We start from the raw sequence: 26,819 nt of genomic DNA, 5'->3' as shown, positions 1-26,819 counted from the left end.
GGTACTCGGCGGCCTGTGGCTTCATGGCTGATCTGAAGTTGTGTAGATACCCATGCTCATCGCTGGCAAGCCAGCTCCCACGGGGGCTTGTGTCGGACCTGGATAATGCGGCCGGCCCGGAACCCTGTGGGAGTCGGCGTTGCCGGCGATGAGGCCATCAGCTTCGACCTGGGTCTTGCTAATTGGGTTGTTCTTTCTGGCCCCATCGCTGGCAATGCCAGCTCCCACGGGGGCTTGTGTCGGGCCTGGATCATGCGGTCGATCCGGGACCCTGTGGGAGCCGGCGTTGCCGGCGATGAGGCCATCAGCAGCAACACAAAATCGGGTCAGAGATAGAGATCGACGACCGCCCCCGAGCTGGCAATCGGCTGCGCCGGCAATGGTGCAACGGCACTCTCCACCACTTCCCGGCGCGGCTCGCCACGCTGCGACTCCCGCCGTGGCTGCTCCCCGGTAGCTTGCCTTGACGCCCCGTCATTCACCGACGCCTCACCCAACGCCAACCCCTGCGCCGCCAGCGTCGCCTGCAATTGCGGCAACGCCTGCTCCACCGCCGCCCGCACCGAGGCGTGGGCCGACTGGAACTGCGCCTGCACGCCGCCCTCGCTGATATTCAGGCTGATGGACAACGGCCCGAGATCGGCCGGATTCAGGCGCATATCCACCTGCTGATCCCCACGGCGGACCATGGCGACCACCTGCTGGCCAAGCTCGTCCTGCCATTGCGGACTGTCCACGGGCGTCTGGATTTCTTCGCTGGCCACGGCCACGAGACTGGCCGGTGTCTGATTGGCAACCGTGAACGCCACAGGCGTCGTCACGGGCTGCTGGGCATCGTCGGGAGGGCTCTCGACGGCCAGGCTGCTGGTGCTCCTGGCCGGACGCTCCACCGGTGCAGCGTTCTCGACCACCACCGGCGCGATATCCTCGGCTTCAGGCGCGGACCATTGCAGCACCTCGGTCTTGCTGTCCTCGATGGACGGCTCGGGCTTCGCCACGGCCGGTTGCGTCGCCACCACTTGCGGGGCGACCGCAAAGGCACCAAGGGACAGCAGGTTGGCGCTGTCGATCAGGTCCAGGCGCTGGCGGATCGCGGTCAGCGGGTCTTCGGGCTGTTCACTGTCATCGTCGCTAGGGATGGCATCGTCCAGCGCCAGTGCTTCGGTTTGCACGGGCTCGGGTTCGGGTTCCACGTCCGCTTCGGCAAGGGCCATTTCCGGCAGCTCGACGTCGACCGTCTCGACCGCCGCAGGCTGAGTCGGGGCTTGTACTTCAGGCTGTGGTGCGGGCGGCTCTGGTGGCAGCTCTACAGGCTGCGGCGCACTCTCCGCCGCTGCTACCAGGTTCTCGGTGGGTGGCAGCGCCGGGGCGGTCGCCTGGCTGACCGCAGTTTCAGCCTGCTGCAAGACCGCGGCAAACGCCTCGCCATCGGCCGTGCCGGTATCCGCGGCAGCTTCAGGTTGCGCCGTCGGCAGGGCCGCAAGGGCGGTGATGATATCCATGCAGCTCCTCAGAATCCGGCGCCACTGAAGGCGCCTCGTTGCGTGCGCCCGGCCAGTTCGTCGGTGCGCCGTTGTTCCGCGCGTCCGGCCAGCAGGCGTGCTTGTTCCTGACGCCGGGCCAGCAGGGTTTCCAGCGCGTTGACCTTGCGCCATGCCTGGCGCCACGCCTCCTGGTGCTGCTCGACCTGGGCGCGGTGCCTGGCCAGGTTGGCCTCGGCTCGTTCGATCGCGGTTTCCAGGGACTTCAGGAAGCCGCGAAAGTTGGCCAGGGTCGCCGGGCTCATGCCGGCGCCGCTCAACTCCTGTTGCAGGGTTTGCCGGTACTCGCGCTGATAACCGTCCAGCGCGCGCACCTGCCCGGCCATCTGCTGCTCGGCGCTGCGGCTTTTCGCCAGGGCGCTGGCAGCGGCCTCGCGGGCCTTGGCGGTGAGTTCGACCAGCAGTTGCAGCGATTCATTGGCCATGGCGCGACCTCGTCATTTGCCGGGGAACAGCAGGTTGAGCCCGGCGAGGGTGTCTTCGATGGAGCTACGTTCGCCGGTGCGTTGCTGGAGGAAACGTTCGATATGCGGGTACAGGCTCACCGCACGGTCGAGCTGGGCATCGTGCCCCGGTGCGTAGGCGCCGACGCCGATCAGGTCGCGGTTGCGCTGGTAGCGCGACAGGGCCTGCTTGAGTTTCTGCGCCTTGCGCTGCTGGGACTCGCTGACCACCGCGCTCATTGCCCGGCTGATCGAGGCTTCGATATCGATCGCCGGGTAGTGACCGGCTTCGGCCAGGTGCCGCGACAGCACGATGTGCCCGTCGAGAATGGCCCGGGCCGAGTCGGCGATCGGGTCCTGCTGGTCGTCGCCCTCGCTGAGCACGGTATAGAACGCGGTGATCGAGCCGCCACCACGGGGGCCGTTGCCGGTGCGCTCGACCAGCTTGGGCAGCTTGGCGAACACCGACGGCGGGTAGCCCTTGGTCGCCGGCGGCTCGCCCAGGGCCAGGGCGATTTCGCGCTGGGCCATGGCGTAGCGGGTCAGCGAGTCCATGATCAGCAGCACGTCCTTGCCCTGCTCGCGAAAATCCTCGGCCAGGCGCGTGGCGTAGGCGGCGCCCTGCAGGCGCTTGAGCGGCGAGGCATCGGCCGGGGCAGCCACCACCACCGCGCGGGCCAGGCCTTCCTCGCCGAGGATGCTGTCGATGAAGTCCTGCACTTCGCGGCCGCGCTCGCCGATCAGGCCGACCACCACCACGTCGGCACGGGTGTAGCGGGCCATCATCCCCAGCAGTACCGACTTGCCCACTCCGGAGCCGGCGAACAGGCCGAGGCGCTGGCCGCGGCCGACGCTGAGCAGGGCGTTGATGGCGCGGATGCCGACATCGATCTGGCGGTCGATGGGCGCGCGTTGCAGCGGGTTGATCGGCTCGCCGTGGAGGCTGGCGCGGTGGCTGGCGAGTAGCGGGCCCTTGCCGTCCAGCGGCACGCCGCAACTGTCCAGGACCCGGCCGAGCAGGGACATGCCCAGGGGTACGGGGCGGCCGCTATCGTCGGCACCGGGTTCGTCGGCCAGGGCGAAGAAGCGCGCGCCGGATTGCAGGCCGTGGATCTCTTCCAGCGGCATCAGGTACAGGGTCTCGCCGGCAAAGCCGACCACCTCGGCTTCGGCATAGCTCGCCCCGGCGCTGCCCAGGCGTTCGATGCGGCAACCCGCGCCCAGCGGCAGGCGCAGGCCGACCGCTTCCAGGACCAGGCCGGTGGCGCGAGTGATGCGCCCGCTGCGGCGGTAGGCCGGGGCTTTGACGCTGGCGTCGGTCAGGGCGTGCAGACCCCGGCACCAGCGTTGCAGGTGCGGATTGGCGGTGCTCATGGCGCCGGGCCCAGTTCGTCGAGCTGCCAGTTGCCGCTGTCCTTGAACAGCGCTTCGCGGGTCTGCCGGGTGGCGTCCAGCTCGCCGCTGGCGCTGACCAGGCGGCAGCCGCCGGGGAGGATGTGCGGGTCGGCGGCCAGGCTCCAGCCTGCGGCTTCGAGTTCTTCACCGAGGCTGCTTTCCACCCAGGGCAGGTCGTCGGGATTCAGGTTCAGGCGCGGCTTGCCGCCGAGGGCCGGTTCGCAGGCAAGCATCTGCCGCACCTGGGCTTCCACCTGCGCGGGCTGCACGGCCAGGGCCTCGCCCGCCAGGCGTGCGGCCAGGTCGAGGGCGATACGGCCGATCTCGCTCGCGAGATGGTCGTCCACCTCGCGCAAGGCGGCGTCGAAGCCAAGGCACAGGGCACGCAAGGGTTCCAGGGTCTGGCGGACCTGCTGGCGCAATTCCTCCGCTGCCGCCTCGCGACCTTCGGCCAGCCCCTCGGCGTAGCCCAGCTCCTTGCCCAGCGCATGGCCTTGCTGCTGTGCCTCGGCCAGGGTGCTTTCGCGCAGGTGCTGCAAGGCCTGGCGCCGCTCGGCGGCCAGCCGGCGCTGGCGTTCGCGCTCCGGGTCCTGCGGCTCGCTGACCACTGGCGCAGCAACGCCCAGGGGCTCCATGCGCCAGGTCTGCCAGGCCTCAGACATAGGCATCGTCGCCGCGTCCGGTGACCATCTCGCCGGTCTCGGTCAGGCGCCGCACCACTTGCAGGATGGTCTTCTGCTCGTTTTCGATCTGCGACATGCGCATTGGCCCGCGCGCTTCCATGTCCTCGCGGAACAGCACCGAGGCACGCTGCGACATGTTGCGCAGGAAGCGCTCCATGAGCGGCTCCGAGGCGCCCTTGAGTGCGATGGCCAGGGAGTTGCTGTCGATGTTCTGCAGCAGCGTCTGGATGCTGCGGTCGTCGACATCGGCGAGGTTCTCGAAGAGGAACATCTCGTCGAGGATCTTCTGCGCCAGGTCGACGCTGTGCCCGCGCAGGCTTTCGATGGCCGAGGACTCGTAGCTGGTCGACATGAGGTTGAGGATCTCCGCCGCCGCCCGCACGCCGCCCATCTTGCTGCGCTTGAGGCTCTGGCCGTCGAGCATCACGCCGAGCACTTCGGTCAGCTCGTGCAGGGCCACCGGCTGCACGCCGCTGAAGGTGGCGATGCGCAGGATGATGTCGTTGCGCAGGCGCTCCGGCAGCAATTGCAGGATCGCCGAGGCCTGGTGGCGCTCCAGGTGGACGAGGATGGTGGCGACGATCTGCGGGTGCTCGTCGCGGATCATCTCGGCCACCACCGGCGCTTCCATCAGGTTGAGCTTGTCGATGCCGGAGCCGGTGTTGGTGGTTTCCAGGATGTCGTCGATCAGGCTGGCGGCGCGCTCGGTGCCCAGGGCCTTGGTCAGCACAGCGCGGATATGGTCGCTGCTCTGGATGCTGATGGCCGCGTACTGCTCGGTCTCGTCCATGAAGTCGGCGAGCACCTGGCGCATTTCCTCGTGGGACACCTGGCTCAGCCGGGCCATTTCCAGGCTGATGCTCTCGACGTCGTCTCCCGGGAGGAACTTGAACACCTCGGCGGCGCTGTCGGCGTCCAGCGACAGCAGGAGAATGGCACTGCGGCGTGCTCCACTGATCTTGCTACTCATGCTTTTTCATCCAGCCGCGAACGATCATCGCCACCAGGCGCGGGTCTTCGGTGGCGAGCCGTTTCAGGCTCTCCATGTTCTGTTCATAGAGCGCCGACTTGCGAGGCAGTGCCGGGCGCTGCGGGTTGTCCTGGCCGACGCTCAGGCTGTCGCTGGCGCGGGCGCCCGGGGTCGGCTCGCCGGCATCGTCGGCCAGCACCAGGTCGCGACCGCTGGCTGCGGCGTTGCGCTGTTGCATGGGCTTGAGCACGAACTTCCACAGGGTCAGCGCAGCCAGGGCCACCAGCAGGTAGCGCAGCACGCCCATGGTCAGGTTGTAGGCCTCGGGGGTGCGCCACCAGGGCAGGGCGTCCTCGATGGTCTGCTCTTCGACGAAGGGGCTGTTGATGACCTGCAGGGTGTCGCCGCGGCTTTCGTCGTAGCCCATGGCCTGGCGCACCAGGTCGTTGATGCCGGCCAGCTCTTCCTTGCTCAGCGGCTCGTTGACCGGCGCGCCGTCCTTCATCGTGGTGCGGTAGTTGACCACCACCGCCGCTGTCAGGCGCTGCACGCTGCCGAGGCTGGATTTGACGTGCTCGATATTGCGGTCGACCTCGTAGTTGACCATGCGCTCGCTTTGCAGCGGCTTGGCCGACTCGTTGGTGGCGGCTTCGCTGGTGCTGGCGCCTGGGGCGGTGGCCTTGGTCGGCGGCGGAGTGTTCGGCGGCGAGTTGGTCAGCGCGCCGGGCACGCCACGGGCGCTGTCGCCGCCCTGGGCCAGGCGTTCGGAGGTCTGCTGGCTGCGCACCGAGGCCGATTTCGAGTCCTGGTTGGGGGCGTAGCGTTCGGCGGTGCTTTCCCGGGTCGAGAAGTCCAGTTGTGCGGTGACCCGGGCGTGCACGTTATGGCTGCCGAGCAGTGGCGCGAGGATGTCCTCGATGCGCGTCTGGTAGCTGCGCTCTATTTCGTTGACGTAGTCCAGTTGCGAGCCGTCGAGGCCGTCGCCGGTGTGGCTGCGCGAAAGCAGGCGGCCGTTCTGGTCGACCACGGTGACGCCGTCGACGGCCAGCCCCGGCACGCTGGAGGTGACCAGATGGATGATCGCGCTGACCTGGCTCTGGCCCAGCTCGCGGCCGGCTTGCAGGGTCAGGGCCACCGAGGCGCGGGCGGCCTCGCGGTCGCGGGCGAACACCGAATCGCGGGCCATCACCAGGTGCACCCGGGCGCGGGACACCGGGCCGAGAGACTCGATGGTGCGCGCCAGCTCGCCTTCGAGGCCGCGCTGGTAATTGAGGTGCTCGGCGAACTGGCTGATGCCGAAGGCCTGCTTGTCGAGCAGCTCGAAGCCGACATTGCCGCCCTTGGGCAGGCCCTGCTCGGCCAGTTGCAGGCGCAGGGCGTTCATCCGCTCGGCCGGGACCATGATGGTGTGGCCGCCTTCGCCCAGGCGATAGGGCACGTTGCGCTTGTCCAGCTCGCTGATCACCTGGCCGCCGTCGGCTTCGCCCAGGTTGGAAAACAGCACCCGGTATTCCGGCTCCCGGGCCCACAGTAGCAGGGCCACCAGCACCGCCACTGCGGCTGCGCCGGCCAGCAGCAGGGGCAGCATCGGGCGGCCGCGCAGCAGCCCCGTCAACGCATCGAGCGGGCGCGTGGGGGAGGGGATCGGCAGATTGTTTTTTGCGGCCTTGGCCTGGGCAGCAGTAGTCACGGGCACCTCGACGCTGAGGTTGGGGCCGGGAAAAGGGGCATCGCAGAGTCCGCTGGCAGTGGTGATCGACCCGTCCGGGAACTGGGCAGAATTGAGCTTCGGGGCATTCTGGCGAAGGCGTGGACGGGCAAAGGGCAGAAAAGCCGGGTGTTTTGCGGTCAATTGGGCGCATGCCCGCAAGCCCTGCCTTGCTAACCTGCCGCGTATCCGCCAAGCCACGAGCGATTCCGCCATGACCACCCCGGCCCTTGCCGATGTTCTGCAACAGATCAGCAGCCTCGCCGAGCAGGCCCAGGGTGTCGTTCCCGGTGTCGGCGGGCAGGTTCCGAGCGGCTTTGCTGGCGAACTGGAGCAGTCGCTGCAGCGCATCAATCGCCTGCAGCAGGCCGCGGGCGCCCAGGCCAATGCCTTCCAGGCCGGGAGCAGCGAGGTGTCGCTGAGCGACGTGATGGCCGATTCGCAGAAGGCCAGCGTGGCCTTCCAGATGGGCGTGCAGGTGCGCAACCGCCTGCTCACTGCCTATAAGGACGTGATGGCCATGCAAGTCTGAGGGATTTTTTTCCCAGGCCCCTAAAGACGCCACAAGCGCTTGCCGATGTTGCGCCCGAAGGCTCCAGGCTCACATCAGGACGGACACGCACATGACCACGACCACCAGCTCTACAGCAAGCATCACCTCTCTGGGCGTTGGCTCGGGGCTCGATCTGGAAAGCATTCTGGAGAGCCTGGAAGAGTCGAAGACGGCCAGCCTGCTGGACCCGATCACTGCCCAGGAAGAGTCGGTGGAGGCGGAGATTTCCGCCTACGGCACCCTCACCAGTGCCCTCGACAAGCTGCAAACGGCGGCCGCCGCGCTGGCTGATTCGAGCCTGTACGAGGCGCTGTCCACCAGCATTTCCGGGAGCGGCGTGTCGGTCACCACCACCAGCGACGCAGTGGCGGGCAGCTACAGCATCGAAGTGACCCAACTGGCCCAGGCCCAGAGCCTGGCCACCACCGGCATCAGCGATACCAGCAGCACCCTCGGCACCGGCACCCTGACCTTGCAGGTCGGCAGCAGCGATGCGGTGTCGATTACCCTCGACAGCAGCAACAACACCCTGTCGGGTCTGCGCGATGCGATCAACGCCGCCGATGCGGGGGTGACCGCGACCTTGGTCAACGATGGCAGCGACACCCCGTACCGCCTGGTGCTGACCTCCAACAGCACCGGGACCCAGTCGGAAATCAGCGTCAGCTACAGCAGCGACGACAGCAGTGACCTGGCCACGTCGCTGTTCAGCGGCATGACGGAAACGGTCGAGGCCAAGGATGCGCAACTGACCATCAACGGCATCTCGATCACCAGCCAGAGCAATACGGTTTCCGAAGCGCTGCAAGGCGTGACCCTGAACCTGAGTGCGGTCGGCAGCTCGCAGACCCTGACCGTCAGCCGCGACACCGACAAGATCATCGATGCGATCAACGATTTCGTCGATGCCTACAACAGCTTCGCTTCGACAGTGGACAGCCTGACCGCCTACGACGCCGACTCCGGCAGCGCCGGCGAACTGCTCGGCGACTCGACCACGCGGCGCATCAGCACCGAGCTGGCCAGCGACCTGTACAGCCAGATCGGCAGCGGCACCTTCACCTATCTGTCGCAACTGGGTATCGGCCTGGAGTCCGACGGCACCTTGTCGATCGACGACGACAAGCTGGAAAGCGCGCTGAACGACAACCTCGATGCGGTCACCGAGTTCTTTATCGGCAGCGACGGCAAGTCCGGGTTCATCAATCGCATGACCGATGACCTGGACAACTACCTCGACGAAGACAGCGGCCTGATCACCGCCAAGACCGACAGCCTGGAATCCAAGCTGGAACGCCTCGAAGAGCGCTACGACGAGAAGCAGGCGCTGATCGACTCGGAGATGGAGCGCTGGCGCGAGCAGTTCACCCAGCTCGACACCCTGATTTCGACGCTGAACACCACGGCCGATTACCTTACGACCCAATTCGAGGCACTCAACAGTGATTGATGTGCAGGAGCCCGTTCGATGATGCCTTCACAAGACGCCAGCGCTTACGCCCGGGTCGGGCTGGAGAGCGGCATTCTCGCCGCCTCGCCCCACCAGCGCATCAGCATGCTGTTCGACCACTACCAGGCGGCGATCCGCATGGCCCGCCTGCAAATGCAGGCCGGCAATATCGCCGAGAAGGGCAAGGCGATCACCCGCGCGATCAATATCGTCAGTCGCGGGCTGCGTGGGTCGCTGGACCTGGAGCAGGGCGGCGAAATGGCCCGGCAGCTCGACGATCTCTACGACTTCGTCGTGCGCCTGCTGTTGCGTGCGCACCTGGAGAACGACGAAGCCTCCCTCAATAGCGCCGCGGAGCTGCTGGGCCCCATCGCCTCGGCGTGGAATGCGATCGGCCCGGAAATCGAGGAATAACGGTAGATATGCTGCAAGCACAAGTGATCGCTGCCTACGAACGACTGCTCGAACAGTCCCGGCGCATGTTGGAGTGCGCGGAAAAAGCCGACTGGGATGGCATCTTCACCCTCAAGTCGCAGGGCTTGCTCGACGCGGCCAGCCTGCAGCGCGCGGAGCGCCAGGCGCAACTGGACGACGATGGCCAATTGCGCAAACTTGAATTGATCAGCGAGATACTTGAGCTGGATGGTCGGGTAAGTAACTTCTTGCATGATCGACAGAACTATCTTGGTCAACTCATGCAAGTCACCCGGCAAAAAGGCCAACTCGATGGTGCTTATCGAGCCGGTGCAGGACAAGTCATCCCGCTGGTCCAGCGCTTGTGCCAGTAAACGCAATCAGCGATCATGAGCAAGCTAACGAAGTGAAAGGCAGGCAAAAGCAGGGCGAATGTAAGGGTTTTGTAAACTCGCTTGAAAGTACAAATAAAGATCTGCCCCTATCTGTTATCGAACGCATCACTTGATACTTTAGGAACAAAAAAAATTTTATTTCTGCACCGTATTGGTGCAGTTGGGAACTCAGGAAAAAACGGCGCCACCGTCAACGAATCGACACGCAAGTACCTCATTTCAGAGGCCTTGCCGGATTCGGGCCAGGATGCAGGGCTGTCTGGTCATAAAAATTTGGCGGGGTGTCGTGGCGGTAGTCACTATCGAACAAGGGGAGGGGAGAAAGTTGCCAAACACCAATAGCGATCTCGCGGACATTCAGGAACTCAATCTTTCCTATTTGCTGCTCGCTCAGAACTTGTTGCGCAAGGATCGCGAAGTAGCGATTTTCCGCTTGAAACTAAGCGAGAACATGGCGGACTTGCTGATCAAATTAAGCAGCAAGCAAATGACCCAATTGTCGCGGATCAATCAATTGATCTGCCGGCCTATCTTCGAAGAGGCCGAGCGCATTGCCCGGGCGCTGGATAATTCCCGCGAACTGGGCATGGTCGAAATCCATACCTCCCTGCTGATGGCGGCCGCCGATCGCTCGGACAGTCTGCATGGCAGCGGCGGCTGAACCATGTCGGAGAAAAGTCTGGTCGCCGAAATGCAACAGGTGCATCTGGCCATCGAGCTGATCCAGCTGGGTGCCCGCCTGCAGGTCGTCGAGACCGAAACCTCGCTCAGTCGTGGACGGCTGATCCGCCTGTACAAGGAAGTGCGCGGTGCGCCGCCGCCCAAGGGCATGCTGCCGTTCTCCACGGACTGGTTCGTGACCTGGTTGCCGAATATCCATTCCTCGCTGTTCTACAGCATCTACCGCAGCATGCTGGAGATCGGCGGGCACCGCATCGACGCCTTCATCAAGGCCTACCGGCTGTACATGGAGCACGCTGGCGATCCCAACGACGAGCGGGTGCTCGGCCTGACCCGCGCCTGGACCCTGGTGCGCTTCGTCGAGAACGGCATGCTCGAACAGATCCGCTGCTCCTGCTGCTCCGGCGATTTCATTGCCCACTCCCACTCGCCGAAGCAGAACTACGTGTGCGGCATCTGCCAGCCACCCTCCCGGGCTGGCAAGACGCTGAAGCGCCGTGATATCGACCCGGACAGCCTCGACACCCTGCGGCCGATCAGCCAGGGCTGAGCCAGGCGAAAGTTTTTTCAAGACGCCCCTCGCCGTTGCCGATCTTCAGCAGTCTTTCACTGCAAACCGAGGAGCGGCGACGTGCTCATTCTGATAGGACTATTCGTGGCGCTGGCGTCGGTATTCGGTGGGTTCGTGCTGTCCGGCGGCAGCCTCGGCCCGCTGTACCAGCCCACCGAGCTGCTGATGATCGCCGGTGCGGCCCTGGGCGCCTTCATCGCCGCCAACAACGGCAAGGCGATCCGCGCCACCCTCGGCGCGGTGTCCAAGTTCAAGCGCAGTGCCGGCTACGACAAGGCGTTCTACATGGAACTGCTGGGCATGATGTACAACCTGCTGAGCAAGGCCCGCCGCGAAAGCCTGCTGGCGGTGGAGCGGGACATCGACGACCCGCGCCAGAGCCCGGTGTTTTCCCAGTATCCGCGGCTGCTCGACGACCCGCTGATCCTCGACTTCGTGGTCGACTACGTGCGCGTACTGATCAGCCTGTCGGTGCAGCCCCATGAGCTCGACGAGCTGATGCAGCACGAGATCGAGGAATTCGAGCACGAAGCCCACCTGCCCGCCGATGCCCTGTACAAGATCAGCGACGGCCTGCCGGCGTTCGGCATCGTTGCGGCGGTGCTCGGGGTGGTCAAGGCGCTCAGCGCGGTCAACGTCGGGCCGGACATGATGGGCCTGATGATCGCCCATGCCCTGGTCGGCACCTTCCTCGGAATCTACCTGGCCTATGGCGTGGTCGCCCCGCTGGCCAGCCGCATCGAACGGCAGACCGCCGAATCGACCAAGGCCCTGCACTGCCTGCGGGTGACCCTGCTCGCTCACCTGCAAGGGATCCCGCCGCAACTGGCGGTGGAGTTCGGCCGCAAGACCCTGCACATCAGCGAACGACCGTCGGCCCAGGAGCTGGAAAATCATGTGCGTGGTGGCGGTGTCGTGCGGCCCGAGGCGGCCACGGCATGAGCGAACAGCCGCTGATCATCCGGCGCAAGAAAAAGGTCGCCAAGGGGCATCACGGCGGCGCCTGGAAAATCGCCTTCGCCGACTTCATGACCGCGCTGATGGCGCTGTTCCTGGTGCTCTGGGTGCTGTCCAACGCCGGCAAGGGCGACAAGGACGCGATCGCCCAGTACTTCAGCACGCCGCTGCTGGTGGCCATGACCAACGGCGACAAGAGCACCGCCAGCACCAGTGCGATCCCGGGCGGCGGGCGTGATCCGGCGCTGTCCGAGGGCGAAGTGGCGCGCAAGGCGCGGCGCCCGACGCGCTTGTCCAGCGAGGAGCGGCGGCATCTGCAGGCGCTCAAGCAGCGCCTGGAAAGCGCCGTGGAGCGTGATCCCAAGCTGCGCGAACTGAAGCAGCAGATCGCCATCGAGCTGAGCCCGGAGGGCCTGCGCGTGCAGTTGCTCGATACCGACAAGCGGCCGATGTTCGAACTCGGCAGTGCCCGGGTCGCGCCGTACATGAGCCAGGTGTTGCGCACCTTCGCCCCGGTGCTCAACGAACTGCCCAACCAGATCCAGATCAGCGGGCACACCGACAGCCACCCTTATGCGGGCGGCGAGGCCTACTACAGCAACTGGGATCTCTCTGCCGACCGCGCCAAGGCCTCGCGCCAGGAGCTGGTGGCGGGCGGGCTGGATCCGGCCAAGTTGCTGCGCGTATCCGGCATGTCCGACCGCATCCGCTTCCGCGGCGCCGCGCCGTATGACGCGGTGAACCGGCGAATCGAGATCATCGTGCTGGACAGCCAGGTGGCGGAGCGGATTCTCAACCAGGAGGAGTTCGGCGCGGGGCAATCGGGGCAATAGGGCGGGATATGTGTGGGTTTTCTCCGGATCGCTGGAGGGGTTGGCTGCACACAATATTTCGTGAATATGCATGGCCCCTGTGGGAGCTGGCTTGCCAGCGATAGCTGTAGTGAATTCAACACCGCTATCGCTGGCAAGCCAGCTCCCACAGGGGCCATGTTGCTCTTCTGGCCCTTGGCAAGACATGCACCATGTCCGAAACCAGCACCGAAGACCGGACGGAAGCGGCCACGCCGCGCCGTATCGAGAAAGCCCGGGAAGAGGGCCAGATCGCCCGTTCCCGCGAGCTAAGCACCTTCGTCATGCTGCTGGCCGGAATCGGTGGGCTGTGGGGCATGGGCGGGCACCTGTATGACCGCCTCGGCGGCATCGTCGAGCGCGCGCTGCTGTTCGATCGCGCTCAGTTGTTCGACACCTCGCGCATGCTCGCCAACGGCTGGTCCCTCGGCGAGGCGGCGTTGCTGGGATTGCTGCCGTTCTTCCTGCTGATGCTGGTCGCCGCCATCGCCGCGCCGACCCTGCTCGGCGGCCTGGTCATTACCGCCGGTGCCCTGCGTCCGCGTTTCTCCCGCCTCAACCCGATCAGCGGTCTTGGCCGGTTGTTCTCCATGCAGGTGCCGGTGGAACTGGCCAAGGCCATCGCCAAGGCGGCGCTGATCGGCACCGTGCTGTACCTGTTTCTCGACGCCCATCTCGGCCAGTTGCTCGGCCTGCCCAAACTGCCGGCGCAGCAGGCGCTGGTCACCCTGCTGGGGCTGACCGCCAAGTCCTGCGTCACCTGTGTGGCGGCGCTGATCGTGGTGGTCGGCATGGACGCACCCTACCAGTTGTGGACCTACGCCAAGAACCTGCGCATGACCAAGGAAGAGATTCGCCAGGAGCACAAGAACTCCGACGGCGACCCCCACGTCAAGGCGCGCATCCGCCGCCTGCAGCAGATGCGCGCGCGGCGGCGGATGATGAGCAAGGTGCCCAAGGCCGATGTGGTGATCACCAACCCCAGCCACTTCGCCGTGGCCCTGAGCTACCGCAAGGAGCGCGACGGTGCGCCGCGCCTGGTGGCCAAGGGCGCCGACGCCGTGGCCCTGCGCATCCGCGAACTGGCCGAGGAGCACGACCTGCCGATCCTCGAAGCGCCACCGCTGGCCCGCGCTCTGTATTTCCACGTCGATCTCGACCGGCATATCCCGGTCGAGCTGTACACCGCCGTCGCCGAGGTGGTGGCCTGGGCCATCCGTCTCAAGCGCGTCAGCGAAGTCGGCGGCCCCATGCCGCCCACGCCACAGCATCTGCCCGTTCCCGACGGCATGGACCAACCCGGCCGCCGTCGCCCCGCCCCTGAGGACCCCGCGAACCCATGAAAGGCCTGACCGCCCTGCTGCGCCGCAATGCCTGGCCCGCAGGCACCGACCTGAAAGTCATGACCGGCCCGGTGCTGATCGTGCTGATCCTGTCGATGATGATCCTGCCGCTGCCGAGCTTCATCCTCGACCTGCTGTTCACCTTCAATATCGCCCTGGCGATCATGGTCCTGATCGTCAGCATGCTCACCGAGAAGCCGCTGGATTTCTCCGCGTTTCCCTCGGTGCTGCTGTTCACCACGCTGCTGCGCCTGTCGCTGAACGTGGCCTCGACCCGGGTCATCCTGATGCACGGGCATACCGGCACCGACGCGGCGGGCAAGGTGATCGAGGCGTTCGGCGAGTTCCTCGTCGGCGGCAATTTCGCCGTGGGCCTGGCGCTGTTCCTGATCCTGGTGACCATCAACTTCATGGTGATCACCAAGGGCGCCGGGCGTATCGCCGAGGTCGGCGCGCGCTTCACCCTCGACTCGATGCCGGGCAAGCAGATGGCGATCGACGCCGACCTCAACGCCGGCCTGATCGGCGAGCCGGAAGCGCGCAAGCGGCGCAAGGAAGTGGCCCAGGAAGCGGACTTCTTCGGCTCCATGGACGGTGCCAGCAAGTTCGTCCGCGGTGACGCCGTGGCCGGCCTGGTGATCATGGGCGTGTGCGTGATCGGCGGCCTGGCCATCGGCCTGCTGCAGCACGGCATGAGTTTCGCCGACGCCGCCCACACCTACACCCTGCTGACCATCGGCGACGGCCTGGTGGCGCAGATTCCGGGGCTGGTCATCTCCATTGCCGCCGGTGTCATGGTGTCGCGGGTCAACACCGAGGAAGACGTCAGCCGGCAGATGATGGGCCAGCTGTTCAGCCGGCCGAAGACCCTGATGATGACCGCCGGGGTCATGGGCCTGCTGGGCCTGGTGCCAGGCATGCCCAACCTGGTGTTCCTGCTGCTGACCGGGCTGCTCGGCGGCTTGGGCTGGTGGTTCTCGCGCCAGGAACAGCAGGTCGAGGCGAAGCCGGCCCTGGCCGCGCCGGCCAAGGCGGCGGTGCAGACCAGCGAGGCGAGCTGGGACGACGTGCGCCTGGTGGACACCCTCAGCCTGCGCGTCGGCCATCGCCTGATCCCGCTGGTCGATGTGCGCCAGCAGGGCGAGCTGAGCACGCGGATCAAGAGCCTGCGCAAGAAGTTCGCCCAGGACATGGGCTTCCTGCCGCCGGTTGTGCATGTGCGCGACAACCTCGAACTGGCGCCCAATAGCTACCTGATCAGCCTCAAGGGGGTCGAGGTCGGCCGCGGCGAGATCTACCCGGGCAAGTGGCTGGCGATCAACCCCGGCAAGGTCACCGGCCAGCTCGAAGGCAAGGAGGCGGTGGACCCGGCCTTTGGCCTGCCGGCGGTGTGGATCGATGCCAGCCTGCGCGAGCATGCGCAGATCTACGGCTACACCGTGGTCGACGCCAGTACCGTGGCCGCCACCCACCTCAACCACCTGCTGCACCAGCACGCCAAGGACATGCTCGGGCGCAGCGAGGTGCAGAAGCTGCTGGACAAGCTCGGCGGCGACGGCAAGGGCCTGGTGGAGGAGGTGGTGCCCAAGCTGCTGACCCTCACCCAGTTGCAGCGCATCCTGCAGAACCTGCTGGAAGAGAACGTGCCGATCCGCGACCTGCGCACCATCCTCGATGCCCTGGCCGAACATGGCACGGGGCAGCAGCCGGCGGATATCGCCGAGCTGACGGCGGTGGTGCGGGTTGCCCTGGGGCGTTCCATCGTCAACCAGTACTTCGGCAGCAAGCCCGAACTGCGGGTGATCGGCCTCGACTTCAACCTGGAGCAGGTGGTGATGCAGGCGGTGGGCAATGGCGGCTCGCTGGAGCCGAGCCTGGCCGAGACCCTGATGGAAGAAACCCGCAAGGCGCTCAAGCGCCAGGAGCTGGGCAGCGACCCGGCCGTGCTGGTGGTGCCGAATCGCCTGCGCCTGGTGCTGTCGCGCTTCCTCCGGCGGCGCCTGCGCCAGCTGGCGGTGATCGCCCTGAGCGAGATCCCTGATGACCGCACCTTGCGCATCACCAGCATCATCGGCGCGCCTTCGGCATAGGGGGCAGTGCTGGCCTCATCGCCGGCAAGCCGGCTCCCACAGGGTCTGTGGTGCACGCCACCTTGTGGGAGCTGGCTTGCCAGCGATGAGGCCAGTCCAGGCAATGGAGGTTTGCTGCTAAACGCCGAACACCCTGTTAATCAGGTGGTTTTTCCGCGCTTGGTGCCTGTGGGCCTGCACCGATAATCCCGACGCTTTTCCCCCTGATCGTCACTCTGGTTCTTCGCAGGCACGCACGATGTATACGGCACAAGGCAGGATGCACCAGGAGCAACTGCTCGAGCAGTACCTGCCCCTGGTCAAGCGGCATGCGCTGAACCTCAAGACCCGGCTCCCCCCCAGCATCGACCTGGACGACCTGATCCAGGCCGGCAGCATCGGCCTGCTCGACGCCATCAGCCGCTACGACCAGAGCCAGGGCACCACCTTCGGCACCTTCGTCGTGCACCGCATTCGCGGAGCCATGATCGACGAACTGCGCACCCGCGACTGGGCGCCACGCAGCGTGCGGCGCAATGCGCGTCTGCTGGAAACCACCCTGGGCAACCTCGAACAGCGCCTCGGCCGCCCCGCCAGCGAGCGCGAGGTGGCCTCGGCCATGGGTATGTCCCTGGCCGAGTACCAGCAGTTGCTCAGCGAAACCAACGGCAGCCAGATGGTGCCGTTCGACCTGACCAGCGAAGACCATCTGGCCATCGGCGAGCAGCCGGATGGCAACCCGTTCAACGACCTGCTCGAAGAGCGCAACCGCCGCGGCCTGATCCGCGCCATCGACAACCTGCCGGAGCGCGAGCGCCTGCTGATGGCCCTGTATCACCAGGAAAAACTCAATATGCGCGAGATCGGCCTGGTCCTGGAGATCAGCGAATCCCGCGTCTGTCAGCTGCACAGCCAGGCCATCGCGCGGTTGCGCTCGAAACTGGCCGACTGAAGGGGAAACCATGAAGATCAGCGTGTTTGGCTCGGGGTATGTGGGCCTGGTGGCGAGCGCCTGCCTGGCCGATGTGGGACATGAAGTGCTGTGCATGGACATCGACCCCTGGCGTATCGAATTGCTCAATGCCGGCGAGGTGCCGATCCACGAACCGGGGTTGCAGCAACTGGTCGACAGCAACCTGCGCGCCGGTCGCCTGCGCTTCAGCACCGAAGCCGCCGAGGCGGTGGCCTTCGCCGAGTTGCTGTTCATCGCCGTGGGCACGCCGCCGGATGAAGACGGCTCGGCGGACCTGCAATACGTGCTCGCCGTGGCCCGGGATATTGGCCGGCACATGGACGACTACAAGGTGGTGGTGGGCAAGTCCACGGTGCCGGTGGGCACGGGCGAGCGGGTCCGTTCAGCCATCGCCTCGGAGCTGGCGGCGCGGGGGCGCAAGCTGCCGTTCGAAGTCTGCTCCAACCCGGAGTTTCTCAAGGAAGGCGCGGCCATCGAGGACTTTACCCGTGGTGCGCGGATCGTCGTCGGCACCGACTCCGAAACGGTCAAGCGGCTGATGCGCGAATGCTACGCGCCGTACAACCGCAACCACGACAAGCTGATGTTCATGAGCCTGCGTGCGGCGGAGCTGACCAAGTACGCGGCCAACGCCATGCTCGCCACCAAGATCAGCTTCATGAACGAAATGGCCAACCTGGCCGAGCACCTGCGGGTGGACATCGAGGAAGTCCGGCATGGCATCGGCAGCGATCCGCGGATCGGCTACGACTTCATCTATCCGGGGTGTGGTTATGGCGGGTCGTGTTTTCCCAAGGACATCCAGGCGCTACGGCGCAGTGCCCGCGAAGTGGGCTACGACACCCAGCTGCTGGGGGCGGTCGAAGCGATCAACCAGCGGCAGAAGGCCTCGCTGTTCCGCAAGCTGGAGCAGGCGCTGGCCGGGCAGTTGCGCGGCAAGACCATCGCCGTCTGGGGCCTGGCGTTCAAGCCCGGCACTGACGACATGCGCGCGGCGCCGAGCCGGGAGTTGATGGAAGCGTTGTGGAAGGCTGGCGCGCGGGTGCAGGCCTATGACCCGGAGGCGATGGCCGAGTGTCGGCGGCTGTATGGCGAACGGGATGACCTGTTGCTGGCCGGCGATCGGGTGCAGGCGGTGCTGGGCGCGGATGCGCTGGTGATCTGCACTGAGTGGAAGGCGTTTCGCAGCGTCGACTTCCACTGGCTGAGGCAGCAACTGCGCGCGGCGCTGGTGGTGGATGGGCGAAACCTGTATGAGCCGAGGGCGGTGGGGGATGCGGGGTTGACCTATCTCTCCGTTGGGCGGGCCTGAGATCTCTAGTGGTTCTGGCGGCCTCATCGCTGGTAATGCCAGCTCCCACAGGTACCGAGTACACCGCCGATTTCTGTGGGAGCCGGCATTGCCGGCGATGAGGCCGGCAATGACACTGAAGTTTTCTGATCCTATCGTTCAACCCGCATACGCCACCTCGTTGTAGCTCGCCACCAGCCAGGTCAGCTCATCCCGCGGCACCTCCGCCAGCGGTTCCAGGTCGAAGCGCGCCATGCGGCCGATGGTCGAGCTGGGCTTTAGCAGGCGCTCCACCACGTGATAGTGCGGCCGGTCCAGGTAGTCGTCGAACAGCACGATGGTCGGCTTGCGCACCCGCAGGAAGGCGGTGACGAAACAGGCGATGCGGAAACGCCCGTCGATCAGGATCACATCCGGCGCCACGAAGCCCGGCTCGTCCCAGACCTGCAACGGGTATTGGTGAAAGCGCTTCCACGCCTTGGCACTCTTCGGCCGCGCCCAGGCGCCCGTGGGGCCGATATCGATGGTATGGATGCGCGGCGGCGACGGCAGGTCGGCCTGCTCGATCCAGCGTTGCATGCCCTTGGCCCAGTTCAGGTCGTTTTCCACGGTGAACACCGTCTTGCCCGGCATGCGCCCGGCCAGCAGGGTCGAGCCGCCGCTGCCGTATTCGAGGATGACCGAGGCGTCGGCATAGATGGTCCGCACATATTCGGCCACCTCCGCCGGGAAGGTCAGTTGCGGTTCCTGGAAGTCCGCCTGTGGCGCCGGGGCGTCGATCAGCGGCAGGCTCGGCAAGCTCTGGGCATGGCGCAGGTAGCGCTGGGCGGTGTCCTCGCCCAGGGCGCCCAGCAGCGACAGGGCCACGTCCTTGCTGTCGTAGACCGTGTGCAGCAGGAACGCGAGCTTGCGCCGCTGGTTTTCCGTAAGCCCGGCCAGGCGCTGGGCATCCGGCAGGAACAGGGCGTCGGCCGTGCTCAATTGCGAGGCGGCGAAGCCGGACGCCTCGGCAAAATGCCGGTGCTGCGGTTCGTGCAGGCGATGGAAGCTGAAGCCGAGGCCGGCCAGGCGCTGGCTCAGGGCGCGCAGGTCCGGCTGTTGTTCATGGGTGGCGACGAAGCTGATGCGGGCCTGCACCAGCAAGGTATCGGCCAGGGTTTTGCGGCCATATTCGAGCAGCGCCAGGCTGTCGTTGAGGTTGTCGAGGATCAGCCAGTCCACCCCGGGCATGCCCTCGATCACATCCAGGCGCAGGGTAGGCAGCGGCAGACGGGTCAGCACCTGGGCGACCGGGCCGCTTTCGGCCTGGGGCAGGGGTTCGAGGGTCGCGCTCAACTGTGGGTCGAGACAGGCGCGCAAGGTGGTGTTGTCGCCGTTGCCCAGGGCGACGCTGGGGTAGTAATGCAGTTCGCCGAGCTCCGCCAGTTGCCGTGAATTGTTGATCCGGCTGGCCGGGTCGAAGGCGATGGTCGAGAGCACGCCAAGCCGCTGCAAGGCGACGAAGCGTGGCGAGGCGATCAGCGTGGCGCCGTGGTCGAGGGTGACGATGCGCCCCTGGAACCTGAAGCTGAAGCCTTCGTCCTTGGCGGGGGCCGGAGGGTGCTGGAGCACCACGGCATCCTGCTCGCCGTCGAAGAAGGCCTGCCCTTGCTTGTCCAGGGTCAGGGCTGCCGGGGCCGCCCCGAGGCAGTGACGCTGCCAGATGGCGCGCAAGGCCGTACCGAGGTTGCCGGCGAAGCGCGGGGCGTCGCACACCGGCGAGCTCATCAGCACCCGGCGCAGGAAGCTGCGGATCAGGGCGAGGTTGTTCTGGTCCTTGGCCAGCCCCGCAGCACGTTGCACGTATTCTTCCCAACTGCTGACCACCAGTTCCGGCAGGCCGGCGTTGACCAGGTGGGTGGCCGAGTGGCGCCCGGCGAAGGTGGGACCTGGCAGGGTCACCACCGGCACGCCCATCAGCAGCGCTTCGCAGGTGGTCAGGCCGCCGGAGTAGGGCCAGGGATCGAGGGCGATATCGACCCGGTTGTAGCACTCCAGCAGGGCCTTGTGGCCGACCGGGCCTTCGACGATCAGGCGTTCGGCAGCGATGCCGCGGGCCGCCAATACGCTTTCGACATGCTCGCGCAGTTCGGCGTTGGCGAAGGCCCCGCCCTTGAGCAGCAGGCGCGAGTCGGGCACGGCCTGCAGCAGCTCGGCCCAGTGGCCGAGCAGTTCATCGTTGATCTTGGTCGGGTTGTTGAAGCAGCCGAAGGTGATGAAGCCGTTGCCTTGCGCCGGCAGCGCGCGGATATCCGGGGTGTAGGGCGGTGGGTCGTAGCAGATGTAGTCGTCGGGCAGGCGGATCAGCTTTTCGGTGTAGAACGGATCGTCACCCGGCGGCGACTCGATGGCGTCGCTGAGCAGGTAGTCGATGGCATCCAGGCCGGTGGTGTTGATCAGGCCGCCGACCCATTTCACCAGCAGCGGCGCCGGGCGCAGGGCCATGGTGCCCATGCGGTTGCCGGCGTTGTGGCCGCTGAGGTCGATCAGGATGTCGATGGCGTCGTCGCGGATCTGCCGGTCGAGGCGCTGCTCGTCCATGTGCTTGATCGCGTGCCAGGCTTCGACCCGCGCGCGGATGCGCTTGGTCAGGTGGTCGTTGACCTGGCTGCTGCTGTAGGCGATCAGCGCGAACTGATGACGCGGCAGGCCCTCCAGGGCGCCGACGATCATGTTGCCCACCGGGTGCTGGCGCAGGCCGTCGGAGACCAGGCCGATGCGCAGCAGGCGGTCCGGTACCAGGTCCGTCGCCTGCGGGCGCTCTGGACGCGTCGTGGGGCCGAAGCGGGTCTGCCATTCCTTGCACACCTGGAAGATGTACTCGCGGCTCTGCGTCGGGTCGTAGTGCAGGGTGGTCAGGCGGTTGGAGTAGGGCAGCACGTCCTTGCGCCCGACCAGGTCGATGGCGCGCTGGTAATGCTCGTCGGCCAGGGCCAGCTTGCCGATGTCGCGGTACAGGTTGGCCAGGTTGTTCCAGTGGCTGTAGTCCTTCGGCTCGCGGGCGATCAGGCGGGTGAAGACGTCGATCGCCTCGCCGTGGCGCTCCAGGCGATTGAGGATCAGGCCCTTGCGCGACAGCATGCGGCAGTCGTCGGGGTGACTGTCCAGGGCCTTGTCGATATGCCGCAGCGATGCCGCGAACTGGCCTTTCTCGAAGTACAGGGTCGCCAGCCGATGGTGCGCCGGAGGGAAGTCCGGTGCCAGTTGCAGGGCGCGGGTGGCGAGGCTTTCGGCGCGTTCGGCGTCGCCCAGTTTCTGCGCCGCCTTGGCCACCAGTTCCAGCGTCCGAGGGTCGTCCGGCTGCAGGGCCAGGGCCTGCTCGAAACTGCCCAGGGCCTGCTCCGGTTGCTGGCCCAACTGAAGGTTGCCGAGGGTTTGCCAGGCACCGGCATCGTCGGGGCGCCGCTGGCACAGGCGGCGGGCCTGGGTGAGATCGACAGGGCTGACGGAACGGGTGTGGGGCAGGCGGGCGCGCTGGGGCTTGGACATGAAGAACGGCCTTGTGGCGAAGGGGATCAGCTTTGAATGCTATCGCCGTGGCGTGCCCCTCAAAGCCCGGATAAGCCGCCTCGCAACCTCGGCATTAGGCGGTTTGACCGGCAAAAAAAGAGGGCGCGGTATGCGCCGCGCCCTCGTCTGCCATCGCCTGGCTTATTGCAGCAGCGACAGCATCTGTTGCGGCATCGAGTTGGCCTGGGACAGAACCGAGGTACCGGCCTGTTGCAGGATCTGCGCGCTGGTCATGGCCGACACTTCGGTGGCGTAGTCGACGTCCTGGATGCCGGAGCGGGCGGACGTCAGGTTGGTCACCGTGGTGGAGATGTTGGTGATCGCCGAGTCGAAGCGGTTCTGGATCGCACCGAGGTCGGAACGCATCGAGTCCACGGTGTTCAGCGCATTGTCCAGCGCCGTCAGCGTGTTGGTGGACTTCTTGGTGACTTCGTTTTCGGTGTCGATGGTGATGGTCGCGGTGGTGGTCGTGCCGCTGGTGGTGGTCTTCACTTCGGCGGCGTAGGTTTTGCCACCCACGGTCAGGAAGTAGTCGCCATCGGCATCCTGCGACAGGGTGCCGCCGCTGACGGTGGTGCCGGAGCTGTCGACGTAGCTGGTGTTGGTGCCGGTGATCGCGGTGCCGGAGCTGTCGGTCAGGGTGGTCGCGGTCAGGGTGGTGTCGTAGCCGTTGACGTTGAAGTCGGCCAGGCCCAGGGTGGTGGCGTTGATCTGCTTCAGGTCGATCTCGATGGTCTCGCCATCGTTGGCGCCCACCTGGATGCTGATCTTCTGGTTGGACGACAGCACGTCCACGCCGTTGAACGAGGTCTGGCTGGAGATACGGTTGATCTCGTCGAGACGCTGGGTGATTTCATCCTGGATCGATTGCAGGTCGGACTGCGAGTTGGTGCCGTTGGCTGCCTGCACTGCCAGCTCACGGATACGCTGCAGGTTGTCGTTGACCTGGTCCAGCGCGCCTTCGGTGGTCTGCGCCAGGGAGATGCCGTCGCTGGCGTTGCTGCTCGCCTGCTCCAGACCGGTGATCTGCGAGCTCATGCGGTTGGCGATGGCCTGGCCAGCGGCGTCGTCGGAGGCGCTGTTGATCTTCAGGCCGGAGGACAGGCGCTCGATCGAGGTGCTCAGGCTGTTTTCCGAGGCGCTCAGGTTCTTCTGGGCGATCAGCGAGGTGATGTTGGTATTGATGACGGACATGTCGAAGTTCCTTTCTGGGTTTAGGCACTGTTGGCAAGCAGCCGGCGCTCGATACCTTCAGCGCCTTCGTCTGGCTGACAGCGCGAACATCGGCGCAGCGAAAAGCCACCTTTAGCGCCATGGGAAAAAAATTTTCGGCGTCGACCGTCGTTCAAGCTCATCGCTAAAAGGGCCTGTATTAGGGCCTTTGCCCCGAGCGCGCGGGCGCTATAAAGCGCTCCATCACCCGCAACGGCAGCGAAGCGCCATGAATTCATCGACCCTGGTCGGCCTGCTGGTCAGCCTGTTCCTGCTCGGCCTGCTGCTGATGTTCTCGGCACAGCATCCGGCCCTGCTGCTCGACCCGGCGAGCCTGGGCATCGTCCTTGGCGGCACCTTCGCCGCCACCTGCATCAGCTACCCGATGGCCGAGGTCCGCAGGATTCCCGGACTGATCGCCACCGTGCTGCGCCGCGAGCGCGACCCGGCGCCGGGGATCATCGACGAGCTGGTCGGCCTGGCCCGGCGCTGGAACGATGGCGACAGCCGCGGGGTGGAAAACGCCCTGGCCGAGGTGCGCAATCCGTTCCTGAGTTCCGGGGTGCAGTTGCTGGTGGACCAGGTGGCCGAGGAGGACATCCTCGAACTGCTGCAATGGCGCATCACCCGGCTGCGTGCCAAGGAACAGGCCGAGGCGCAGCTGTTCCGCACCATGGCCGGCTATGCGCCGGCGTTCGGCATGCTCGGTACCCTGGTGGGCATGGTCAACCTGGTGTTCGTCCTTGGCGACGGCGATATGGGCAACGTCGGCCGGCAAATGGCGATGAGCCTGACCACCACCCTCTACGGCCTGCTGCTGGCCAACCTGGTGTGCAAGCCGATTGCGGTGAAGCTTGAGCGGCGCAGCGAGCGGCGCGTGGTGGTGGTGAACATGATCCTCCAGGGCATCTCGATGATGGCACGCAAGCGCAGTCCGGGATTGATGCGCGAAACGCTCAAGTGCTTCGTCGCCCACTACCACGACGAGTTGCAGGGCGAGCAGGTGCGTCGTCCCGGCAAGCCGTTGCTGGCGGTATGGCGCAAGCGCACATGAACCAGGCGTGGATAGCCGATAACCGATTCTGGCTGGAGCACCAGCGCAGCCTTGAATTCGAGCTGATGAAGGCGCGGGAGCGCCAATGCAGCCTGAAGCGCGCGTCGGGTGCCCCGGATCTGCTGGCCATTTCGGCGGCGGAGGGGGATGGCGACGGCTGGATGCTCACCTACCTGGACCTGATCACCGTGTTGCTGGTGATGCTGATGGCGATGCTGGCGCAGGCGCTGGTGCATCGCCCTGCGCCTGTGGACGGAGCGCCGCATGTGATGGACATCGCCGGGCTGACCCGGGTCGATCCACCGGGGTCGTTGTTGCTGGTGCCGCCAGTGGCAGTTGCACCCGAGCCGGTGCCGGTTGTCGCCGAGCCTGAGCCGGTGGTTCCCCCGCCGGTCGTGGCGGAGCCCGTCGACCCGCTCGCGGGATTGCCGCTGGACCAGCTGGGCAGCGATATCGAAGTGATCGAGAACGAGCGCAGTGTCAGCTTCCGCATCGACAGCAGCATCCTCTTCCACTCCGGGCAGACCGATCTCGATCCCAAGGGGCTGGAGGTCCTGCAACGGCTGGCCGGCGTGTTGAAGGGCGTGCCGCACCGCATCATCGTCACCGGGCATACCGATACCCGGACCATCCGCAATGCTCGCTACCCGTCCAACTGGGAGCTGTCCGGGGCAAGGGCGGGGAGTGTGGTGCGCGTGCTTCAGCAACAAGGCATCGCTGCCGGACGAATGACCGCGATGGGCATGGCGGGAACCCAGCCGCTGGCAGATAACGGTACCCCTGAAGGACGGGCGAAGAATCGGCGGGTGGAACTGACCCTGGAGAAGCGCGAGGGGAGGTGAGGCGACGAAGCGTCGATGCGATGCGCGTCAAATGGCGTTAGAGTTGCGTCACTTGTCGCACAAGGAGTGATCATCATGACGTACGCCGACACCTGTGTCCGCCGGCCCACGGAATATCTGCTTCGCGAAGAAGCCGACCTGCTCAGCCCGGTGATGGTCTACCGGCTCACCGCCAAGGGCTTCGACCTCAAGGATGTGCAGGCGATGCTGGCGCTGTCCGACCTGTATTCGACCCGCAAGATCATGAGCCGCATCGTCGGCAAATCGGTCAGGACGCTGCAGCGCCAGGGCAGCAAGCAGGCTGCTCATCTCAATGCCCAGCAAAGCGCTGTGGCCTTCCAGTTCGCCCGGGTGCTGGAGCGCGCGATCGAAGTGTTCGGCTCCCTGAGCCTGGCCGAAGAATGGCTGGGCCGCCCGTGCAAGTACCTGGACGGTGACGTACCGCTGGACGTGATCGACAACCCGGTCGGCTTCCAGGCGGTCGAGGATTACCTGGAGCGCATCGAGCACGGGGTCTATCAGTGAATCCGTTGCCATGGTCCGGTTCCTGGTACGCCTGGCGCCTCGATCGTGAGGTCTACAAGGACTCCTGGGACAGCGGCATCGGCGCGCACAAGCTCGGTGGCCGCTGGAACCCGCCGGGGCGCAAGGTGGTATACGCCGCGGCGGACCCCTCCACCGCGATTCTGGAAGTGGCGGTGCATATCGGCTTCGATGCGCTGGACACGGTGCGGCATGTGCTGACCTGCTTCGAAGTGCTGGATACGCGCCTGATCAAGGTCGTGCAGCCCGAGGACGTGCCCAACCCGCGCTGGCTGACCAGCGCGGCGGCCTCGCCCAATCAGCAGAAGTTCGTCGATGCGTTGTTGGCCGAGCATCCGTTCGTGCTGATCCCGTCGGCGGTGAGTCGGCATTCGTGGAATCTGCTGGTGAGTTGCGAGTTGGCGCAGGGGAAGTATCGGGTGGTGGGGCAGGAGCGGTTTGGGTTGGATATGCGGTTGGTGAAGGGGTGACTACCCAAGAAACTACCCAAGAAACTACCCAAGAAATTGCTCGACTGTGGCGCGAGGGAAACAAAAAAGGCCCAGGTTTTCACCTGGGCCTTTTCGTATATGGCGCACTCGGCGGGATTCGAACCCACGACCCCTGCCTTCGGAGGGCAGTACTCTATCCAGCTGAGCTACGAGTGCAACGCGGGCGCCATGATACCCATCTTGGGGTATGGCGTCCATCGCCTTGATCCGGGGTGATTTTTCCGGCTTGGCACGTGCTTACAAACGATCGGTTGCTTTGCGGTAGACCGCTTCATGCTCCCGCTTTCCGAGCGCGACAACGTAGACAACGATCTCCTGGTCGATCACCTGATAGACGAGCCGATAACCGCTGCTGCGCAGCTTGATCTTGTAGCAGTCCGGCAGCGAGTGCAGGCGATTGGCCTCGATACGAGGCTGGTGAATGACCTCCGCCAGCTTTTTCTTGAATTGCTCTCGGACGGTATCGCCGAGCTTTTTCCATTCCTTCAGGGCACGGGCATCGAACTCAAGGCTATAGGTCATCCAGCTCAACCTTCACTCGCTGAGGAGTGGCAAGGCGTTCCCGGACAGTGGCGACCAGCTCTTCGTCTTCCTCCGTCATCAGCACCGGGCGGAAAGGCAGGCGGCCTTGCTCTGCCACGTATTGCAGCGCCTGGCGCATGAACTCCGAAGGGGTGATGCCCAGGCGCTCCAGTTCGCTGTAGGCCTGGGCCTTCAACTCGTCGTCGACACGGATATTGATGGAAGCCATCGTCAGAGCCTCTTGTAATGACAAACGTCTTTACGGTGCGCCCATTCATCTGCAAATGCAACCTGGCCAACGCGCCACGAATATCCATA

The 26,819-nt window shown here is 65.6% G+C and carries 26 protein-coding genes and 1 tRNA gene; 16 read left to right on the top strand and 11 right to left on the bottom strand.

From position 1 onward, the window contains the following. Positions 1-326: 326 nt before the first annotated feature. The 6 genes from ACODSK_RS14310 to fliF are packed head-to-tail and all read right to left on the bottom strand — an operon-like array spanning position 327 to position 6,722. Positions 327-1,502, bottom strand: a complete 1,176-nt coding sequence (locus tag ACODSK_RS14310; protein WP_489016933.1) for a flagellar hook-length control protein FliK — start codon at positions 1,500-1,502, stop codon at positions 327-329. Positions 1,503-1,510: 8 nt separating this feature from the next. Beyond that, positions 1,511-1,966 carry a flagellar export protein FliJ gene (gene fliJ, locus ACODSK_RS14305; protein WP_489016931.1) on the bottom strand — a complete coding sequence of 152 codons (456 nt, stop codon included), beginning with the start codon at positions 1,964-1,966 and terminating at the stop codon, positions 1,511-1,513. Positions 1,967-1,978: 12 nt separating this feature from the next. After that, positions 1,979-3,358 (bottom strand): flagellar protein export ATPase FliI, encoded by a 1,380-nt coding sequence (gene fliI / locus ACODSK_RS14300; RefSeq protein WP_489016929.1) that lies wholly within the window; start codon positions 3,356-3,358, stop codon positions 1,979-1,981. Next, positions 3,355-4,047 (bottom strand): flagellar assembly protein FliH, encoded by a 693-nt coding sequence (locus ACODSK_RS14295; RefSeq protein ID WP_489016927.1) that lies wholly within the window; start codon positions 4,045-4,047, stop codon positions 3,355-3,357. The genes fliI and ACODSK_RS14295 overlap by 4 nt, the downstream gene beginning before the upstream one ends. Beyond that, positions 4,034-5,032, bottom strand: a complete 999-nt coding sequence (gene fliG / locus ACODSK_RS14290; protein WP_489016925.1) for a flagellar motor switch protein FliG — start codon at positions 5,030-5,032, stop codon at positions 4,034-4,036. Before fliG ends, ACODSK_RS14295 begins: the two co-directional genes overlap by 14 nt. Continuing rightward, entirely contained in the window at positions 5,025-6,722 is a 1,698-nt protein-coding gene (gene fliF, locus ACODSK_RS14285; RefSeq protein ID WP_489016923.1) for a flagellar basal-body MS-ring/collar protein FliF, read from the bottom strand. Before fliF ends, fliG begins: the two co-directional genes overlap by 8 nt. Before the next feature lie 232 nt (positions 6,723-6,954). Between fliF and fliE the strand changes: the two genes are divergently transcribed. The 12 genes from fliE to ACODSK_RS14225 all read left to right on the top strand — a co-directional run bounded on the left by fliE (position 6,955) and on the right by ACODSK_RS14225 (position 18,309). Then, the gene (fliE, locus tag ACODSK_RS14280) at positions 6,955-7,272 is read left to right on the top strand and encodes a flagellar hook-basal body complex protein FliE (protein WP_489016921.1); all 318 of its coding nucleotides are present in this window, start codon (positions 6,955-6,957) and stop codon (positions 7,270-7,272) included. 91 nt (positions 7,273-7,363) lie between these two features. Next, positions 7,364-8,743 (top strand): flagellar filament capping protein FliD, encoded by a 1,380-nt coding sequence (fliD, locus tag ACODSK_RS14275; RefSeq protein WP_489016920.1) that lies wholly within the window; start codon positions 7,364-7,366, stop codon positions 8,741-8,743. An 18-nt stretch (positions 8,744-8,761) separates the two neighbouring features. Beyond that, positions 8,762-9,157, top strand: coding sequence for a flagellar export chaperone FliS (gene fliS / locus ACODSK_RS14270; RefSeq protein WP_489016918.1), 396 nt, complete (start codon positions 8,762-8,764; stop codon positions 9,155-9,157). 8 nt (positions 9,158-9,165) lie between these two features. Beyond that, positions 9,166-9,531, top strand: a complete 366-nt coding sequence (locus tag ACODSK_RS14265; protein ID WP_489016916.1) for a flagellar protein FliT — start codon at positions 9,166-9,168, stop codon at positions 9,529-9,531. A gap of 307 nt (positions 9,532-9,838) precedes the next feature. Continuing rightward, complete coding sequence (flhD, locus tag ACODSK_RS14260) at positions 9,839-10,213, top strand: flagellar transcriptional regulator FlhD (protein WP_489016915.1); 375 nt, start codon at positions 9,839-9,841, stop codon at positions 10,211-10,213. Positions 10,214-10,216: 3 nt separating this feature from the next. Further along, a complete protein-coding gene (flhC, locus tag ACODSK_RS14255) occupies positions 10,217-10,783 on the top strand; it encodes a flagellar transcriptional regulator FlhC (protein ID WP_489016914.1) in 567 nt (188 codons plus the stop codon). 81 nt (positions 10,784-10,864) lie between these two features. Then, the gene (gene motA / locus ACODSK_RS14250; protein ID WP_489016913.1) at positions 10,865-11,746 is read left to right on the top strand and encodes a flagellar motor stator protein MotA; all 882 of its coding nucleotides are present in this window, start codon (positions 10,865-10,867) and stop codon (positions 11,744-11,746) included. Further along, on the top strand, positions 11,743-12,594 hold the full coding sequence (motB, locus tag ACODSK_RS14245; RefSeq protein ID WP_489016911.1) for a flagellar motor protein MotB: 852 nt from the start codon (positions 11,743-11,745) through the stop codon (positions 12,592-12,594). The genes motA and motB overlap by 4 nt, the downstream gene beginning before the upstream one ends. Before the next feature lie 191 nt (positions 12,595-12,785). Then, entirely contained in the window at positions 12,786-13,955 is a 1,170-nt protein-coding gene (gene flhB / locus ACODSK_RS14240) for a flagellar biosynthesis protein FlhB (RefSeq protein ID WP_489016909.1), read from the top strand. Then, a complete protein-coding gene (gene flhA / locus ACODSK_RS14235; protein ID WP_489016908.1) occupies positions 13,952-16,045 on the top strand; it encodes a flagellar biosynthesis protein FlhA in 2,094 nt (697 codons plus the stop codon). The genes flhB and flhA overlap by 4 nt, the downstream gene beginning before the upstream one ends. A gap of 238 nt (positions 16,046-16,283) precedes the next feature. Continuing rightward, on the top strand, positions 16,284-16,976 hold the full coding sequence (locus ACODSK_RS14230; protein ID WP_489016907.1) for an RNA polymerase sigma factor FliA: 693 nt from the start codon (positions 16,284-16,286) through the stop codon (positions 16,974-16,976). A 10-nt stretch (positions 16,977-16,986) separates the two neighbouring features. Then, positions 16,987-18,309, top strand: a complete 1,323-nt coding sequence (locus ACODSK_RS14225) for a UDP-glucose dehydrogenase family protein (protein WP_489016906.1) — start codon at positions 16,987-16,989, stop codon at positions 18,307-18,309. Positions 18,310-18,447: 138 nt separating this feature from the next. Here ACODSK_RS14225 and ACODSK_RS14220 read toward each other — a convergent pair whose 3' ends face one another. Next, positions 18,448-21,816, bottom strand: a complete 3,369-nt coding sequence (locus ACODSK_RS14220) for an O-linked N-acetylglucosamine transferase, SPINDLY family protein (protein WP_489016905.1) — start codon at positions 21,814-21,816, stop codon at positions 18,448-18,450. Positions 21,817-21,978: 162 nt separating this feature from the next. Continuing rightward, positions 21,979-23,031: a FliC/FljB family flagellin gene (locus ACODSK_RS14215; protein ID WP_489016904.1), complete on the bottom strand. Its 1,053-nt coding sequence runs from the start codon at positions 23,029-23,031 to the stop codon at positions 21,979-21,981. Positions 23,032-23,278: 247 nt separating this feature from the next. Between ACODSK_RS14215 and ACODSK_RS14210 the strand changes: the two genes are divergently transcribed. From ACODSK_RS14210 to ACODSK_RS14195, 4 genes are all read left to right on the top strand, one after another. After that, positions 23,279-24,103: a motility protein A gene (locus ACODSK_RS14210; protein ID WP_489016902.1), complete on the top strand. Its 825-nt coding sequence runs from the start codon at positions 23,279-23,281 to the stop codon at positions 24,101-24,103. Then, entirely contained in the window at positions 24,100-24,945 is an 846-nt protein-coding gene (locus ACODSK_RS14205; protein ID WP_489016901.1) for an OmpA/MotB family protein, read from the top strand. Before ACODSK_RS14210 ends, ACODSK_RS14205 begins: the two co-directional genes overlap by 4 nt. A gap of 75 nt (positions 24,946-25,020) precedes the next feature. Then, the gene (locus tag ACODSK_RS14200; RefSeq protein ID WP_489016900.1) at positions 25,021-25,470 is read left to right on the top strand and encodes an Xre family toxin-antitoxin system antitoxin; all 450 of its coding nucleotides are present in this window, start codon (positions 25,021-25,023) and stop codon (positions 25,468-25,470) included. Next, a complete protein-coding gene (locus ACODSK_RS14195; RefSeq protein WP_489016899.1) occupies positions 25,467-25,958 on the top strand; it encodes an RES family NAD+ phosphorylase in 492 nt (163 codons plus the stop codon). Before ACODSK_RS14200 ends, ACODSK_RS14195 begins: the two co-directional genes overlap by 4 nt. 100 nt (positions 25,959-26,058) lie before the next feature. Here the strand turns inward: ACODSK_RS14195 and ACODSK_RS14190 are convergent. The 3 genes from ACODSK_RS14190 to ACODSK_RS14180 form a co-directional block, all read right to left on the bottom strand. Continuing rightward, positions 26,059-26,135: transfer RNA gene (locus ACODSK_RS14190), tRNA-Arg, on the bottom strand. An 81-nt stretch (positions 26,136-26,216) separates the two neighbouring features. Next, positions 26,217-26,501: a type II toxin-antitoxin system RelE family toxin gene (locus tag ACODSK_RS14185; RefSeq protein ID WP_489016897.1), complete on the bottom strand. Its 285-nt coding sequence runs from the start codon at positions 26,499-26,501 to the stop codon at positions 26,217-26,219. Further along, complete coding sequence (locus tag ACODSK_RS14180) at positions 26,491-26,730, bottom strand: type II toxin-antitoxin system RelB/DinJ family antitoxin (protein ID WP_489016896.1); 240 nt, start codon at positions 26,728-26,730, stop codon at positions 26,491-26,493. The genes ACODSK_RS14185 and ACODSK_RS14180 overlap by 11 nt, the downstream gene beginning before the upstream one ends. Positions 26,731-26,819: the final 89 nt, after the last annotated feature.

This window comes from Pseudomonas sp. FG98, from assembly GCF_057808595.1.
This window is presented reverse-complemented; position numbering and strand designations above follow the sequence as displayed.

Bases quoted from the DNA above. Each gene is read 5' to 3' on its own strand.
- ACODSK_RS14310 (WP_489016933.1), bottom strand. From the start codon at position 1,502: ATGGATATCATCACCGCCCTTGCGGCCCTGCCGACGGCGCAACCTGAA.
- fliJ (WP_489016931.1), bottom strand. From the start codon at position 1,966: ATGGCCAATGAATCGCTGCAACTGCTGGTCGAACTCACCGCCAAGGCC.
- fliI (WP_489016929.1), bottom strand. From the start codon at position 3,358: ATGAGCACCGCCAATCCGCACCTGCAACGCTGGTGCCGGGGTCTGCAC.
- ACODSK_RS14295 (WP_489016927.1), bottom strand. From the start codon at position 4,047: ATGCCTATGTCTGAGGCCTGGCAGACCTGGCGCATGGAGCCCCTGGGC.
- fliG (WP_489016925.1), bottom strand. From the start codon at position 5,032: ATGAGTAGCAAGATCAGTGGAGCACGCCGCAGTGCCATTCTCCTGCTG.
- fliE (WP_489016921.1), top strand. From the start codon at position 6,955: ATGACCACCCCGGCCCTTGCCGATGTTCTGCAACAGATCAGCAGCCTC.
- fliD (WP_489016920.1), top strand. From the start codon at position 7,364: ATGACCACGACCACCAGCTCTACAGCAAGCATCACCTCTCTGGGCGTT.
- fliS (WP_489016918.1), top strand. From the start codon at position 8,762: ATGATGCCTTCACAAGACGCCAGCGCTTACGCCCGGGTCGGGCTGGAG.
- ACODSK_RS14265 (WP_489016916.1), top strand. From the start codon at position 9,166: ATGCTGCAAGCACAAGTGATCGCTGCCTACGAACGACTGCTCGAACAG.
- flhC (WP_489016914.1), top strand. From the start codon at position 10,217: ATGTCGGAGAAAAGTCTGGTCGCCGAAATGCAACAGGTGCATCTGGCC.
- motB (WP_489016911.1), top strand. From the start codon at position 11,743: ATGAGCGAACAGCCGCTGATCATCCGGCGCAAGAAAAAGGTCGCCAAG.
- flhB (WP_489016909.1), top strand. From the start codon at position 12,786: ATGTCCGAAACCAGCACCGAAGACCGGACGGAAGCGGCCACGCCGCGC.
- flhA (WP_489016908.1), top strand. From the start codon at position 13,952: ATGAAAGGCCTGACCGCCCTGCTGCGCCGCAATGCCTGGCCCGCAGGC.
- ACODSK_RS14230 (WP_489016907.1), top strand. From the start codon at position 16,284: ATGTATACGGCACAAGGCAGGATGCACCAGGAGCAACTGCTCGAGCAG.
- ACODSK_RS14225 (WP_489016906.1), top strand. From the start codon at position 16,987: ATGAAGATCAGCGTGTTTGGCTCGGGGTATGTGGGCCTGGTGGCGAGC.
- ACODSK_RS14220 (WP_489016905.1), bottom strand. From the start codon at position 21,816: ATGTCCAAGCCCCAGCGCGCCCGCCTGCCCCACACCCGTTCCGTCAGC.
- ACODSK_RS14215 (WP_489016904.1), bottom strand. From the start codon at position 23,031: ATGTCCGTCATCAATACCAACATCACCTCGCTGATCGCCCAGAAGAAC.
- ACODSK_RS14210 (WP_489016902.1), top strand. From the start codon at position 23,279: ATGAATTCATCGACCCTGGTCGGCCTGCTGGTCAGCCTGTTCCTGCTC.
- ACODSK_RS14205 (WP_489016901.1), top strand. From the start codon at position 24,100: ATGAACCAGGCGTGGATAGCCGATAACCGATTCTGGCTGGAGCACCAG.
- ACODSK_RS14200 (WP_489016900.1), top strand. From the start codon at position 25,021: ATGACGTACGCCGACACCTGTGTCCGCCGGCCCACGGAATATCTGCTT.
- ACODSK_RS14185 (WP_489016897.1), bottom strand. From the start codon at position 26,501: ATGACCTATAGCCTTGAGTTCGATGCCCGTGCCCTGAAGGAATGGAAA.
- ACODSK_RS14180 (WP_489016896.1), bottom strand. From the start codon at position 26,730: ATGGCTTCCATCAATATCCGTGTCGACGACGAGTTGAAGGCCCAGGCC.